At 55.5% G+C, this 13,982-nt stretch carries 9 protein-coding genes and 2 riboswitches; of the genes, 3 read left to right on the top strand and 6 right to left on the bottom strand.

Annotated elements, in window-relative coordinates; genetic code table 11:
• Positions 1 to 3 precede the first annotated feature (3 nt).
• The 6 genes from KI810_RS03145 to KI810_RS03120 form a co-directional block, all read right to left on the bottom strand.
• Positions 4 to 324, bottom strand: a complete 321-nt coding sequence (locus tag KI810_RS03145; protein WP_214174010.1) for a hypothetical protein — start codon at positions 322 to 324, stop codon at positions 4 to 6.
• Between the two features lie 667 nt (positions 325 to 991).
• Positions 992 to 1,966 carry a L,D-transpeptidase family protein gene (locus tag KI810_RS03140; RefSeq protein WP_246525125.1) on the bottom strand — a complete coding sequence of 325 codons (975 nt, stop codon included), beginning with the start codon at positions 1,964 to 1,966 and terminating at the stop codon, positions 992 to 994.
• Positions 1,967 to 2,189: 223 nt separating this feature from the next.
• The gene (locus KI810_RS03135; RefSeq protein ID WP_214174009.1) at positions 2,190 to 2,492 is read right to left on the bottom strand and encodes an Lpp/OprI family alanine-zipper lipoprotein; all 303 of its coding nucleotides are present in this window, start codon (positions 2,490 to 2,492) and stop codon (positions 2,190 to 2,192) included.
• Entirely contained in the window at positions 2,489 to 3,877 is a 1,389-nt protein-coding gene (locus KI810_RS03130) for a L,D-transpeptidase family protein (protein ID WP_214174008.1), read from the bottom strand. The genes KI810_RS03135 and KI810_RS03130 overlap by 4 nt, the downstream gene beginning before the upstream one ends.
• Positions 3,878 to 4,083: 206 nt before the next feature.
• Positions 4,084 to 4,160, bottom strand: a riboswitch (cyclic di-GMP riboswitch).
• 144 nt (positions 4,161 to 4,304) lie between these two features.
• Positions 4,305 to 4,380, bottom strand: a riboswitch (cyclic di-GMP riboswitch).
• A 200-nt stretch (positions 4,381 to 4,580) separates the two neighbouring features.
• The gene (locus tag KI810_RS03125; protein WP_214174007.1) at positions 4,581 to 5,189 is read right to left on the bottom strand and encodes a hypothetical protein; all 609 of its coding nucleotides are present in this window, start codon (positions 5,187 to 5,189) and stop codon (positions 4,581 to 4,583) included.
• Between the two features lie 560 nt (positions 5,190 to 5,749).
• Entirely contained in the window at positions 5,750 to 7,345 is a 1,596-nt protein-coding gene (locus KI810_RS03120; protein ID WP_246525124.1) for a sigma 54-interacting transcriptional regulator, read from the bottom strand.
• 193 nt (positions 7,346 to 7,538) lie between these two features.
• Between KI810_RS03120 and KI810_RS03115 the strand changes: the two genes are divergently transcribed.
• The 3 genes from KI810_RS03115 to KI810_RS03105 all read left to right on the top strand — a co-directional run bounded on the left by KI810_RS03115 (position 7,539) and on the right by KI810_RS03105 (position 13,935).
• Positions 7,539 to 8,168: an NAD(P)H-dependent oxidoreductase gene (locus KI810_RS03115; RefSeq protein WP_214174006.1), complete on the top strand. Its 630-nt coding sequence runs from the start codon at positions 7,539 to 7,541 to the stop codon at positions 8,166 to 8,168.
• Between the two features lie 84 nt (positions 8,169 to 8,252).
• The gene (locus KI810_RS03110; protein ID WP_214174005.1) at positions 8,253 to 9,479 is read left to right on the top strand and encodes an efflux RND transporter periplasmic adaptor subunit; all 1,227 of its coding nucleotides are present in this window, start codon (positions 8,253 to 8,255) and stop codon (positions 9,477 to 9,479) included.
• A gap of 28 nt (positions 9,480 to 9,507) precedes the next feature.
• Positions 9,508 to 13,935, top strand: coding sequence for an efflux RND transporter permease subunit (locus KI810_RS03105; protein ID WP_214174004.1), 4,428 nt, complete (start codon positions 9,508 to 9,510; stop codon positions 13,933 to 13,935).
• Positions 13,936 to 13,982: the final 47 nt, after the last annotated feature.

The raw sequence follows: 13,982 nt of genomic DNA, 5'->3' as shown, positions 1-13,982 counted from the left end.
CGACTACCTGATATCTACATTCACAATATTTTTCGCACCTTCACCCTTCACGGAATTCTTCAGCGCGAATGCCGCGGAGCGGAGCGCCTTGACGTGACCGATGAAGGTTTTCAGCGAAGCGACCTCGCCGGCATAATACCTGCGCATCGGCTCCGATACCCTGCCGTGCACCTCGTACGCAACCCGACCGGACACCTTGTCGTAACGAAGGGAATACGTGATGCGAGGGTCGAAGGTAATCAGGGCCGCCAGCAGGTAGATATCCTCGATGATGGAGGTGTTTTCACCCGTTATGATGAAAGGATTGAAACTGTTTCCGGCCATACCGATTCTCCGCACGTCGTCCATGTCTCATTAAAGCTGGACATCACACCTTTTGTAAGTTGCTGTTTTCTCTAAACAATAGCCATATGGCGCAAAAAAAAAACGGCGCCAAATCACCGCACATAAACGAAAATGTGCCGTCAAGTGACTCATCTTGGTTTAGGGGAAGCGAACATCACACAATCCCGCCAACCACCTAACATTATTATGAATTCTTTCAAACAGTCTTAAAAACCGCCTGTACTGGTCCACATACAAGGTATTACATTATTCATACATCTGTGATTAAGAGCAAGTAAGGTGCCAATGCAACAATCTCTGAGCAATAATATATCAGCGAGTCGTAGCTAAAACCAACGAGACGAAACGGTGCCGTCGACAAGCAAAAGAAGCGGGTCATGCTACCACTACTTCAAGCTAGACTATTTATAGTTATATAATATACATGGCAACACAGAGGCCACAGCTTCCACACCTGTAGACACTGCAAAAATACAATAAATTGCATAGAAATAAACATTCTGATCGAGAGGGCTGGAGACGCGAAGGACTTACGCACGGAAGTGGATTCGGAAAAGAAAAAAGGACAAGCTTTCGCCTGTCCCCCTAAAAACAATTGAATTCCGGTGGCGGGATTTGCGGCCAGAGCACGGTGCGTCATGTCCTTCTAAGGCCGTATCTCAACCGTCGTGCCATTTGGCGCCAACGTGCCGATTTCCTCTATTTCTTCGTCGGTTACGGCAATGCACCCTTGCGTCCAGTCGACCCCTGCGTGAGCATCACCAACCCACGAAAAACCATTCTTGATGCCGTGGATCATGATGTCACCGCCCGGAGAAACGCCCAGCTCTCTTGCCCGCTTCCTGTCTCTCTCGTTCGGGTAGGAAACATGAAGGGACAGGTGATAACGACTGTCCTTGTTCCTTGCATCGATGCTGTAGATTCCCTCCGGGGTTTTGTTGTCCCCCTGCCTTTCCTTCGGGCCGACAGGGTTTCCCCCCAGGGCTATCCTGTAGGTTTTGAGCACCTCACCCTTTGACATCAACGTCAATCGGCGTGCCTGTTTTTCCACCAGGATCTTGTCTGCTGTTCCCTTCCGGCTTGCAAACAGTTTCAACTTCTCGGTCTCTTTGTTCCTGATCTCCTGTTCAAGCGTTTCAATCGTTTTTTGCAGCGCAGTGACTTCATTCCCCCTGCTTTCAAGCTCTTGCCGGAGAGTCTCGATCTGTGCCTGCTGCGTGGCAATCGTCCTGTCCTTGAGAGCGACATTATTGATGGTGAATACCATCATCTCGCTCTCCTGCCGGTACCCGCTCTCGGGATAATCCTGTATCAGTTTCTGAAAACACCCCAGCGCTTTCTGATAATCTTTGTGCTCATTCTTCGGATACGCATAAATAATACCCATCTCGAAGAGCACCCGGTCTCCCCTCGCGGGATATTTCGCAACGATCTGCTCATATTTGTCCAGAGAGGCGTTGTAGTTTCCCTGAGTGAACAGGTCATTCGCTTCCTTGAAGGTTGCCCTGGCCTGAGAGCCTCCATTGAAGTGACCGCATCCGGATACGAGCATTGGTACCAGTACGATGCCGACAAAGAAACGGCAAAAGAGCTCACCCATCCTGATCTGTTGTTTAGCCATATGTGACAAACCCGCTAACCTGAAGTCATTTGTTTGAATGTCCTGAAAGACATGGAATGCCGGTAACGTTAACAGCCCGTTAACTAAGGCGGAATCTGACTACTCGACATTCCCCCCTCTAACTCCCCCCTCCGGGGGGAGAAATCTTTACCCTCCCCCAGCGGGAGAGGGGTGGGTGGGGGAAGAAACGATGTCGAGTAGTCAGCATGTTCCTTAAAAACGGCTACTTCCTCATGGATTTCTGGAAAGCTGCATCAGCCCGTTGCGCCTTTTCTTCTGCGATCCGTTCCCGTTCCGCTGCCGCTTTCTCGGCATTTTCGGCACGGACCGATGTTTCATCTGCCTTTAACTTGGCCGCATCGGCTGCCGCCTTGGCAGCTTGCGCATCCTGCAATGCCTGCTCGGCTTTCGCATTGATCAGGTTTTGCTGCGCCTGCACTTTCTCGAGATCACCGGATGTCGCACAACCCGTCAGTCCAGCACCAAGAACAAGCATCACCGAGATCACCAATAGACGTGTCTTCATATTAACTCCTCCTTTTTGTTCGGTTTATTGTGGTGATTGCCAAAAGACTTCGCCTCGACTCCCATCACCTCCTTTCGATTCTCTATCTGCTTAACCGGTTCTATCACGATACCGTCTATGTCCAGATCGATTTTCAGGCGTCTGGCCGCTTCTCTGGCCGCAGAGACATCATTGAAAGGGCCGGCGACAACACGGTAACCGCTGCTCTTCGACAGCACCCTCGCCGGTATTGGCGGCCCCTGGTGGTTGATGATGGCGGCAAGCCGCCGGGCATCGATCTCTTCACGCACATCCGCGGCCAGGACATACCATGCCTCCAGTTTCAGTTCCGGTAGAGCCGGTCTGCCGTAGAGCGCGTCCGGATGTTCGACGTTCAGGGGTTTCACATCCTCCTGGGAACCTCCTTGCCCCATCTCGAAGATGGGGACGGGAATCCCCCGGGCCTCGGCCTGCACCTCCTGAACTTTTTTCCAGTCAAGCGTGTGGGCCGACTGCTTTTCAATGCTTCTCAATTTGGCATATATCTTCTCCAGCTCGCCAGTGCCCGAGCCTTCAAACGGGGTATGGGCTTCCAGGTACAGCACTCCATCCCGTTGCCCTATGAGATAGGGCTGGTTGACAATGAGTACCGGGGTATTGACCGGGGTGTCCCGGTAGAGCATCTCGATGTTTTCCGGATAGAGCCTCATGCAGCCGTTGGTTGCCCTGAGACCGATGCTGGCCGGTTTATTGGTGCCATGGATCAGATAGCCCGTTTTGCTCAAATAGAGCGCATACTCCCCCAAGGGGTTCTCAGGCCCCGGCGGAACTTTTGCCGGCAGGATATCCCCTTTTTTCCGATGGTCCTCGGCAATTGAAGCGGGCACATGCCAGGTCGGCCGGGCTGCCTTGCGCGCCACCCGCGTCTGCCCCATGGGGGTAGGCCGCTCTTCGGTTCCGACACCGACCGGATAGGTCGAGACCACCAAGGACGGGCCATCCCCTTTGAACTGAAAGAGCCTCATGGTGGCCTGATTGATCACGATCCCTTTCCGGGGCGCGTCCGGCAGGATATACCTCAGGGGCAGCGTGACGCGTTTTCCGGCCTCGGGCACCCAGAGATCCACACCCGGATTGGCGGCGCTGATCGCATTGACCCCCAGGCCGAAATGCCGCGCAATATCCGGCAACGTATCCCCCTCTTCAAGCCTGATGACTGCCAGCCGGCCGACTACGTCTTCTCCCCGTGCAACCGGAAACGTGTTTCGTTTGATCTCGCTTTCAGGATGGCCTGGCTCCTGGACAGTTCTCATGGCGGCACATCCATTGAGAGCGACAAGCGCTGTACAGAGAGCTGCAAAACAGCGCCAATTGGCCAGGAGTGGCAGGTCTGCGGTTCGGTACATGGGGACCTTTCTCGATGATGATTGAGCTTCTTGCAAAAGTATCTGGTTGATCCGGTGTATGCGCATCATAACCCCCTTCAATCCCCCCTTATCTAAGGGGGGAAGCGAGCGGAGCGAAGCAGGGGGGTTACAGATTCTGCAGTTTTTATCTTTTTGCAAGAGCCTCGATTGATAAAAAAAAGCCGGGACCGAAGGTATGGTGACATTTCGGCAACCCGGCTGTCTCAGTGAGACCCTGTAGGCTTTCCGCCCCACCCTCGCGGATGGTTGAGTATTATCGTATACCACCGACTGTTCACATGCCGGCATACAGTGGCGCGCTTTAAAGGCGCACTTCCTGCCGCCGTGGAACGTGTTCGCAGACAGCTTTGTCTGGTATCGCATTTTTCGGGCAACAAAAAAGCCGGGACCGAATATCCCATGATATTTCGGCAACCCGGCTGTCTCAGTAAGACCCTTAGGCTTTCCGCCCCATTCTTGCGAATGGTTAAGTATTATCGTCTATCGATTCTCAAATAATTTTCGTGAATTTTACATTTCCATGGGGGGTTGTCAACATTTTTTCTCATGTCAGATCGAGCACGCATCGAGCGGTTGCGCTCCCGCAAGAGCCGCAGCGTCCGCGAGCCCCTCTTTGTCCGCCGGGATGCGGTTGCCGGTACCACAGGGCGGGCAGGCAACGATGTAGCTTGCCATAGCCATGTCACTTTACGTCGGCTGCAGGTTGCTGTTCTTTTGGATACTGTCGTCGCAGCCGTTCCAGCCCTTTCTGCCAGCTCTCAGCATCGCCATATTCGAAGAAGCGCGGATAATGGTCATGGGCAGCCTTGATCCGGCGGGCGTGCTTGATCGGACACCAGTATTGTTCCGTACGGGCCGCGATCTCCCGGCCGTAGGCCATGAGGCCGTTGCCGTAGGAGCAGTAGAAGCAGTTGAACTTTTCGATGACATTTAGATACGGTAGATCCTCACGGTCGAAGATCAGGTACTCAGATCGCTTCGCCTTGGGAATGCCATAGACTGGAAAGCAGATCGACTGATAAAACCAGAGAAACAGATCCAGCAGGATGAAGGGAATGAACCCTGCGTAGATGATCGGAGCGGTCAATACGTTTAACGGTTTTGCTCTGACCAGGTACCTGAACCAGCCGATTTTCAGCCGGCGCTGCTGTCTCGCGACCTCCTCGGCAAACCGGACCCGCTTTTTCTCAATGATGAACTCGAATTCGTCCCGTTTCTTCTTGAACTCGACTTCGAGCTCTTCCTGCAGCTCCCTGATCCGTCGTATAAGGTCATCGATTGTCTGAGGCATGCGGTTCCTTCCATAATGGGGGATTTTGCTTCCGACACTCTACACCACGACCTTACCTGTGTCACCCATTGAATCTCCGTTCCAACTCGTCAATGCGGTCCAGCAGCTCCACCACCAGGGCCATGACATCGGAATTGAGGCCGAGACCCGTTTCAGGCCCAGGACTTTCCTGACCCTGACCACGGCGCTCCGGTCGAACAGATGGGGTGCTCCTGCTGACTGCGGCTCCGTGAGGCCGATGGCAAAGAGCCGTTTCGTCACAGCAATGTTGTATTTAATTATGATTATTCTTGGCTTGGCGGGAGCAGCTCCACAACATTAAAAAACAAAACAGCCGATTTCATTGAAGAAATCTACCGTTGACTTGTTTGGCTCCCCCTGGCAGACGAAATCAGGAACTTTTTCGCATACAACTTCGGATTTCTGTCCCATCAAGAAAAATCACCCACGAGCAGAGTATATGTTCCGTAGAACGGGGGCGACAGTATAAAAATTACTATCTCATTCATCGAATGCTGACGCCTAGATTGTTGCATAACCTGATGTCCTAGATTAGCAATTTAACCCGCAACATTACGATTACGCCGGTAAAGAATGCCGAGCTTGTCCAGGCGCGAACGCAGTGTGCTTGGGTTGATCCCCAGCAACTCTGCTGCACCTCCTGGTCCATCGATCTTCCCCTTGGCCAGTTTAAGGACCTCGGTGATATGCACAGCGTTTGCCTCGTCCAAGTTGAGTGGATAAAGTGAGCGGTTATTGCCGGCGACGAGCGACATGTCCTTTTGTTCCGAGCTCGGCAGAATCGTGCTGAAGGTCAACGCCCCGCCACGATGCAGGATGAGTTCACGCTCGACCAGGTTCTCCAGCTCTCGGACGTTGCCGGGCCAGTCGTATTCCATGAGCCGCTGCAGTGCACCCGGCGCGATTGACGGGGGCACCCCGATGCCGAGGTCCCTGCTCCTGACCGCCACAAAGTAGCGGGTAAGGGCCGGCACGTCCTCTTTCCGCTGCCGCACCGGCGGCACCATGATGGGAAAGCCGCTCAACCGGTACCAGAGGTCCTCGCGGAAGTTTCCCTCCGCCACCATGCTTTGCAGATTACGGTGCGTTGCCGCGATCACCCGTATATCGACGGGGATCGGGCGCTTCCCGCCAACTCTCTCCACTTCGCGGTTTTGCAGCACCCGTAGCAGCCGCACCTGTGCGTTTAGCGGGAGTTCGCCGATTTCATCCAGAAAGATGGTCCCGCCGTCGGCCCGCTCGAAACGCCCCCGGCTCTCGGCCACCGCCCCGGTAAATGCCCCTCTCTCATGCCCGAAGAGCTCGCTGTCGATCAGGTTTTCCGGCAACGCGCCGCAATTCACCGTGATGAAAGGTCCATTCTTGCGCGGCGAGGAGAAGTGAATCGCGTTGGCGATCATCTCCTTGCCGGTCCCGGTCTCGCCAAGGATGAGCACGGTGCTGTTGAGCGGTGCCACCTGGCGCACCATCTCCATTACATTGCGCAGCCCCGTATTGCCGCCGATGATCCCGTCCGCGGCGTCACCGTACAACTCCCGGTTCAGGAAGCGCTTGTCGTCCAATAGGATGGCCTGGTAGCGGAGTACCTCCTCGTGAGCGAGGGTGTTGGCAAGGGCAATCGCAAACGGCTCCGCAAGGCACCCGGCGAGCTCAAGAAGTTCTTCACCGTAGCGTCCCTCTCCCGATGCCTGTAACGTCAGCCCCCCGATCAGCTCTCCCCTGATGCGCAAAGGAACGATCAAGTGTGTGTTCCCTTCGATTTTCAGTACTGGTGCGAGCGCACCAAGAATCTCATCCTTTTCAATGTCCACGATAAATGGCTCTGAATAATTCCGGGCGGCGATTTTCTGCAGCATCCCTTCCGGCAGCGGGATGAGTTGGGGAGGGAGAGCGACGTTTTCAGAGGCATGATCAATTCGCCGGACCGCCCCCAGTCGCTCGTCTATGACGAAGAGGACCAAGGCTTCGAGGCGGAATTGTTCCTTCAGATACTCGAAGGCACTGCGCAACGATTCTTTTATTTCCAGGCTGCCGCAGATTCTGAGGGTTATCTCCCTGGTGAATTCGTCGCGACCGGTCATACCCTTGCCGCTCACCACGTGGGTAGTTCGCTTGTCTTCCGTATTTTTTCCCATCTGTTTATAGACCTCCCATCAAAATCCACGATATATCACAGAGTACCAGATTTCCTTGATATTTCGCAATGCAAAACATGAAATATCGAAGACATGTAGATTGTGACTGCGTAACCGCCTGTAATCAAATGATATAACGGTTTGGCACGGTTGCCGCTATTAGGAGGACAATATCAATACGAAGGAGAACTTCATGGCCAACCTGCTCTATGTCACCTGCAATGTCAGACCTCAGGATAGATCCCGTACCCTTTCGTTGGGTAATGAATTCCTGGAGGAATACCTGCGCAGGAATCCGCAGGACGAGGTGCAAATCCTTGACCTGTACCGCGACAGCATTCAGCGCATAGATCTGGACGTGCTCAACGTCTGGTGGCGGATCGAACGCGGCGAGGATTACAGCTTCGTTTCGGATGGAGAGCGGAACAAGATCGCCCGCCTTTTTCGTCTCGCCGATCAGTTTCGCAGGTGCGATAAGTACGTTTTCGTCACGTGTAGCCTTAACCTGTGGTTCCCGGCCGAATTCAAGATGTACATAGATGCGATCGGAATTCCCGACCCTACCAGCTGCATGACGCCGCTGGCGGCGAAAAGCATGCTACCCGGCCAAAGCAGAAAATCCCTGCATTTGCATGCATGTTCGCCTCACGACTTCTTGCAGGAGCAAGAACTGAGCGTTGCCTACCTGCGCTCGGTGCTGAGCTATCTGGGGGTTACTGATCATGAAACGTTACTCCTTGAGGGCGACGATCTAGAACGGGTTTCCGGAGGGGAGCACGAAAAGGCCCGGCACAGTCTGCTGGAACTTGCCCACCGCTTTTGAGAGAGATAAACGTCGTGCGAAATGGCGAACACCGCAGATCAGCTGAAGACGCAGATTGATGAGTTCAATACAAGGAGTCAACACATGCAAGGCACATTCAAATCCATTCTGGTAACTGTTTCCGTGTTCATTATTGGCATCTCTCTGACCGCCTGCAAAAGTGAGCAGCAGAAAAAGGAGTCGAACGGCGAGGCCGTTCCCGTAGCAGTTGGGAGAGTTCAACACGTTCAGGAACGTGAAACAGTATCGGTGAGCGGAACGGTTGCCACGCCAAATTCACCGGCAAACGTGTCATTTCTCGTTTCCGGTAAAGTCGTGTTCGTAGGGCCGCGCGAAGGGGCATACGTAAGAAAGGGGCAGGTCCTGGCCCGGATCGACCCCACCGACTTCAACCTTTCTGTAAAAGGTGCTGCAGCGCAGGCGGCTACTGCTCAAGCATCCCTGGAAAAGGCAATGAATTCCGCGAGACCCGAACTTCTGGAGCAGGCCCGCATAGTCTATGAGCGAGCCGAAGACGAGCATCGACGCATGAAAATGCTCTACGACTCGAAGAGCCTGGCACCGAATGACTATCTAAAATACAAGGCCGCATATGACCGGGCAAAACAGGACTATGAGCAGGCAAAGATCGGGGGACAGAAGGAAGACAAGGCCCTGGCAAAGGCATCATTCAATCAGGCTGCCGCACACCTTGACATTGCCAGGAAAGCGCTCTCCGATGCGACGCTATGCGCACCGATGGACGGCTACATCGCCAAAAGGTCGATAGAGCCCGGCGATACTGCTGCTGCGGGGCGGACGGTCTTCGAGATCGTGCAGATGGACCCGGTGGAGATCAATGTTGGCGTGCCGGAGACGGACGTGCATCTTGTCAGAATCGGACAGAAAGCTGATATCAGTGTCCCAGCTCTACCGGGAAAGACATTCCAGGGGACGGTGCGCGTCATCAATGTTTCAGCGGACCCCAGCACCCGAACCTATATGACCAGAATAAGTGTGGCCAATTCAGAGCGTGAGTTGCGGGTCGGAATGATAGCGGAAGCGAGCATTCGCGGCGACCGGACGGTTGCCATGGTAACACTTCCCGGGGATGTTGTGGTGCGCGATCCGCAGGGGGCGACCCAGGTATATGTCTACTATCCGGACCAGAAGCGCGTGTACGCCAAGCGCGTGGAAGTCGGCGCGGTAGTCGGCAAGAACGTCGCGGTCAAGAGCGGACTTTCCGGTGACGAACTGATCGTTCTGGCCGGCCAGACGAAGCTGAAAAACGGTCAGGCCGTAGCGGCAACTGAACAGCCGGTCCGGAAATAGACCGGAAACCGCGAAAGGGACAGATTACATGAAACCGATAAAGTTTTCGCTCAAATATCCCGCCGTCACCCTCATCTTGACGGCAATGGTGGTATCCATAGGCATTCATGCCTTTCTGAAGATGCAACGGACGGAAGACCCAAGCATTACCATCAGGACCGGCCTGGTGGCCGCCCTTTATCCCGGCGCGACCTCCGAACAGGTGGAAAAGCAGGTCACCAAAACCCTGGAGAAACATATCTTCAAGTTTCCCGAGGTGCGGAAGGAAAAGACCTATTCCACGAGCCGTCCCGGCGTCGCCATCATCAACGTCGAACTGGAGGACACCGTCAAGAACTCCGACCAGTTCTGGGCCAAGCTGCGCCACGAATTGAACGTGGTGCGCTCAACGGAACTCCCGGACGGCGTAAAGGGGCCGGTGGTCGACTCCGACTTCGGCGATACCGTCGCCATGTTGATTTCGGTCCGCGGTAAACGGTACGGATATCGTGAACTGAGAGATTTTGCGGACAAGATTCATGACGAGATGCGCACCGTCCGTGAAGTGGGAAAACTCGTAACCTACGGAAACCAGAATGAAGAGGTCTGGATTACCAGCAGCCTGGAACGGGTGGCGCAGTATCTGACCAACCCGGGCCAGATAGTGAACGCCCTCAGACAGCGAAACGCCATCCAAAGCGGGGGGAATTTTGAGGCCGACACTTCGAAGATCCCGATGAGAACCACCGGAATTTTCAATTCCGAAAACGAAATCCGCAACGTGCTCGTGGACGTTTCCAGGGACGGTCATCCTGCCTACATCAAGGATTTCGCCAACGTGGAGCGCCGGTATGAAGACCCGACCTTCATGGTCCGCTATGATGGCGACCCGTGCCTGCTCCTCTCCGTGGAGATGCAGAAGGGGAAGAACATTGTCGAACTGGGCGAACAGTTGGATACGGTCTTCAAGCGCCTCAAAGTGCTCCTCCCGCCTGACGTGCAACTGGACCTGGTCGCCAACCAGCCGGGGGTCGTCAAAGAGCGGATTTCGCATCTGAGCCATGAGTTCCTGCTGGCCATCATTTCGGTGGTTATCGTTACCATAGTCCTCCTCCCCCTGAGGGTCGCCCTCATCGCGGCGCTTGCCATACCGGTGACGCTTTGCGGCACCCTCGGTGTGATGAACTCGATGGGCGTCGCCCTGCACCAGGTCTCTATCGCCGGGCTCATCGTGGTTCTCGGTATCGTGGTGGACGATGCCATCGTGATTGCCGACCAATACGTGGAACTCCTGGACCACAAGGTGCCTAAGGCGGAGGCGGCGTGGCGATGTGCCAGTGACGTCTTCGTGCCGGTCCTCACCGCTACCATCACCATCATCGCCTCCTTCCTGCCGCTCCTCATCCTGACCGGCTCGGTGGGTGAGTTCATCATGGCGTTGCCGGTCACGGTGGCGATCGCCCTGGCGGTTTCCTTCATCGTGGCGGTCATGCTGACCCCTCTTCTGTGCAGAACCTTCATCCAGAAGGGTTTGCATGACCACGATGCCGTGGAAAGTCACGGCAAGGAGAAGAAGAGCCTCCTCGATCGGCTCCAGGAGCAGTACGGTATTTGGATCGGCATCTTCATGAACCGGAAGTGGCTCGCCTTCACCCTCGGGGGATGTGCGTTCGCCTTCGGGGTGGTGCTCTTCACGCTGGTGCCGCAGCAGTTCTTTCCTTCCGCCGAGCGCGACCAGTTCGTGATCGATGTCTGGATGCCGCAGGGAACGCGCATCGAGACCACCGACGCAGTGATGACCCGGATCGAGAAAAAATTGGCTGATAGCAAAGGGGTAGAACACTATGCCACCTTCGTCGGTCAAAGCGCCCCGCGATTCTACTATAACGTGAATCCGCAACAGCCCGATGGCGCCTACGGCCAGTTCATCGTCAACACAGCATCGGTAAAGGACACCTCGCGGCTGGTGAAGGAACTGCGCCCGGCGCTGGCAAAAGTGGCGCCGGAAGCGATGGTGATCGTGAAGGAGCTTCAGCAGGGAGCGCAGATGGAGGCGCCCATCGAGGTGCACATCTCTGGTGACGATATCAATGAGCTGAAGGGGCTGGGAGAAAAGGTTCAAGGGATTCTGGAGAACACGACCTATGCCAACTACGTCTTCCGGGACTATTTCAACGACTCGTACATGGTGGATGTGAAAGTGAACGACGAACTGGCCAACAGACTCGGCATAACGGACGCATCGGTGTCCCAGACTCTCGCCGGCGCCTTTGACGGTGCAGCGGTCAGCACCTTCTGGGAGGGGGACCGCCCGGTCACCATCAAGCTGCGGCTGGACCAGCCTTCGCGATCAAGTTTCTCGGACATCGGGAACACCTACCTCAACTCGGACCTGACCCGTGCCCGGGTGCCGCTGCGCGCTATTGCCCAGTTGTCGCCCGAGTGGCAGACCAGCAGGATCGTCCGCAGAAACGGCGTACGCACCCTGACGATCCGGGCTTTTGCCAAACCTGGGTACTACGCATCAAAAATACTGGAGGAGGCAATGCCGAAGATCAAGGCTCTGGAGCTGCCGGCGGGATACCGGATCACCTATGGCGGTGAAAAGAACAATCAGGAAGAGACATTCCCGCAGATGCTCGTTGCCCTGGCCACCAGCCTGGTGGCGATCTTCCTGGTCCTCTTGGTGCAGTTCAGGAACATCTCCGACCCGCTGATAGTGATGGCCGCTATCCCGCTCACCCTGTTCGGGGCGATCTTCGGGCTCATCATCACCCATAACCCCTTCGGCTTCACCGCGTTCATGGGGCTCATCAGCCTGTGCGGGATCGTGGTTCGAAACGGCATCATCCTTGTCGACTACTGCAATGAACGGGTCGCCGAGGGAGAAACTCTGGAGCAGGCGGCACGGGACGCCGGGGCCCGGCGTCTCCGCCCCATCTTCCTTACCACCATGGCTGCCGCCGTGGGGGTAACGCCGATGATTATCTCCGGGTCAAGTCTTTGGGCTCCGCTGGCAAGCGTTATCGCCTTCGGCCTCCTCTTCTCCATGTTCTTCACGCTTCTGGTCGTTCCGGTCATTTTTGTGGCGGTCAAGTCCCGCTCCGCCAAGGATGGGGCAGGTAAGCACGGTGCAGTCGTCACCATTGCGATCATGGCATGTGTGCTTCTCGCCGGTGGACGGGATGCCTCTGCGGAGCCGGTGAAGCAGTCCCTGACCATCTCTCAGGCGGTGGAACTGGCTCTGCAGCATAACTCAGGACTCAAAATCGCCCGCTTCAAGGTGACGGAGAGCGACCAGAAGATCGCCTCGGCACGGTCCCAATATTTCCCGCAGCTTTCCAACAACACCAAGCTCATGGCCTTCTCGGACAGACAAGAGATCACCATTGGCGCCGGCAGCCTGGGGAATGTCTCAGGGAGCCCCTTCCCGAACCAGGATGTAAAACTAAAGCAGGGCAACTCCACCATGCTCTATAGCGAAACGACTCTCGCCCAACCGACGACGCAGCTTCTCAAGATTCATGAGGCCAATCAGATTGCCCGAGCCGATCGAGGCATTGCGGAAGCGGAGTTGACCAAGTCGGCAAACGAGACGGTTCTTGAGGTGCACCAGCTCTATTACGCCCTGCTGGTTGCGTACAAGGAGAGGGATGCCTCCCATGCCTCTCTTTCAGCCGCGCAGGAGAACCTGCGCGAGGCCGGGGAGGCGGTAAAGGCGGGAAATGTGCTCGATGTTGTTCTCATCTCGGCCAGAGCCAATCAGCTCCAGTCCAGGCAGGCGCTCATTGCAGCGGAAAACCGCATCTCGGACGTAACCTCGGAGCTCGATGACCTGTTGGGTCTGCCGAGCGACACTATCCTGGAAGTGACCGAGGCAGGTTTGCCGGAGCAGACAGAACTGGCAAAAGACCAGTCATATGACGAGGCCAGAACGAGAAACAGCGAGCTTATAGCCGCTCGCCAAACGTTGGAAAAGTCGCACCACGCGGTGAAGGCGGCCAAGTACGAGTACATCCCCGACGTGACACTCTTTGCCAAGCACGGCTACCAGGACGGAGCGCCGTTTCTGAAGGATAACATCGGCATCTTCGGGGCCGAGCTGACCTGGAACATCTTCGACTGGGGGAAGCGCAAGGGGGAGATCGGACAGAGGGTCGCTCAACAGGCGCAGGCAGAAGAGAACCTGGCACGGATTGACAAACGGATCGGCATCGAAATCGACAAGGTGTACCGGAAGCTGGAGCGTTCGAAACAGATGGTGGACGTCGCCCGCGAGGCCCTTTCCCTGTCCCGTGAGAATGCCCGGCTGAGTGAAAACGGCATCAAGGCGGGAACTGTTACGACTGCAAAACATGCTGAAGTGGTTGCCATGCTGAAAAAAGCAGAAATGGATGAGTTGCAGGCTTCGCTGCAATATCGGCTTGCCAATTCCGAACTAAGGCGGATTACCGGCGACCTGACTGCAAGTCACTGACTACGATTGCCCCCACCCCGGTTGCCCTCCTTCAAGGGGTGGGAGAC

This window comes from Geomobilimonas luticola (assembly GCF_018476905.1).
In the GTDB taxonomy this organism is placed as follows: Bacteria; Desulfobacterota; Desulfuromonadia; order Geobacterales; family Geobacteraceae; genus Geomobilimonas; species Geomobilimonas luticola.
This window is presented reverse-complemented; position numbering and strand designations above follow the sequence as displayed.

Coding starts and splice junctions, on each gene's coding strand:
- KI810_RS03145 (WP_214174010.1), bottom strand. CDS start 324: ATGGCCGGAAACAGTTTCAATCCTTTCATCATAACGGGTGAAAACACC.
- KI810_RS03140 (WP_246525125.1), bottom strand. CDS start 1,966: ATGGCTAAACAACAGATCAGGATGGGTGAGCTCTTTTGCCGTTTCTTT.
- KI810_RS03135 (WP_214174009.1), bottom strand. CDS start 2,492: ATGAAGACACGTCTATTGGTGATCTCGGTGATGCTTGTTCTTGGTGCT.
- KI810_RS03130 (WP_214174008.1), bottom strand. CDS start 3,877: ATGTACCGAACCGCAGACCTGCCACTCCTGGCCAATTGGCGCTGTTTT.
- KI810_RS03125 (WP_214174007.1), bottom strand. CDS start 5,189: ATGCCTCAGACAATCGATGACCTTATACGACGGATCAGGGAGCTGCAG.
- KI810_RS03120 (WP_246525124.1), bottom strand. CDS start 7,345: ATGGGAAAAAATACGGAAGACAAGCGAACTACCCACGTGGTGAGCGGC.
- KI810_RS03115 (WP_214174006.1), top strand. CDS start 7,539: ATGGCCAACCTGCTCTATGTCACCTGCAATGTCAGACCTCAGGATAGA.
- KI810_RS03110 (WP_214174005.1), top strand. CDS start 8,253: ATGCAAGGCACATTCAAATCCATTCTGGTAACTGTTTCCGTGTTCATT.
- KI810_RS03105 (WP_214174004.1), top strand. CDS start 9,508: ATGAAACCGATAAAGTTTTCGCTCAAATATCCCGCCGTCACCCTCATC.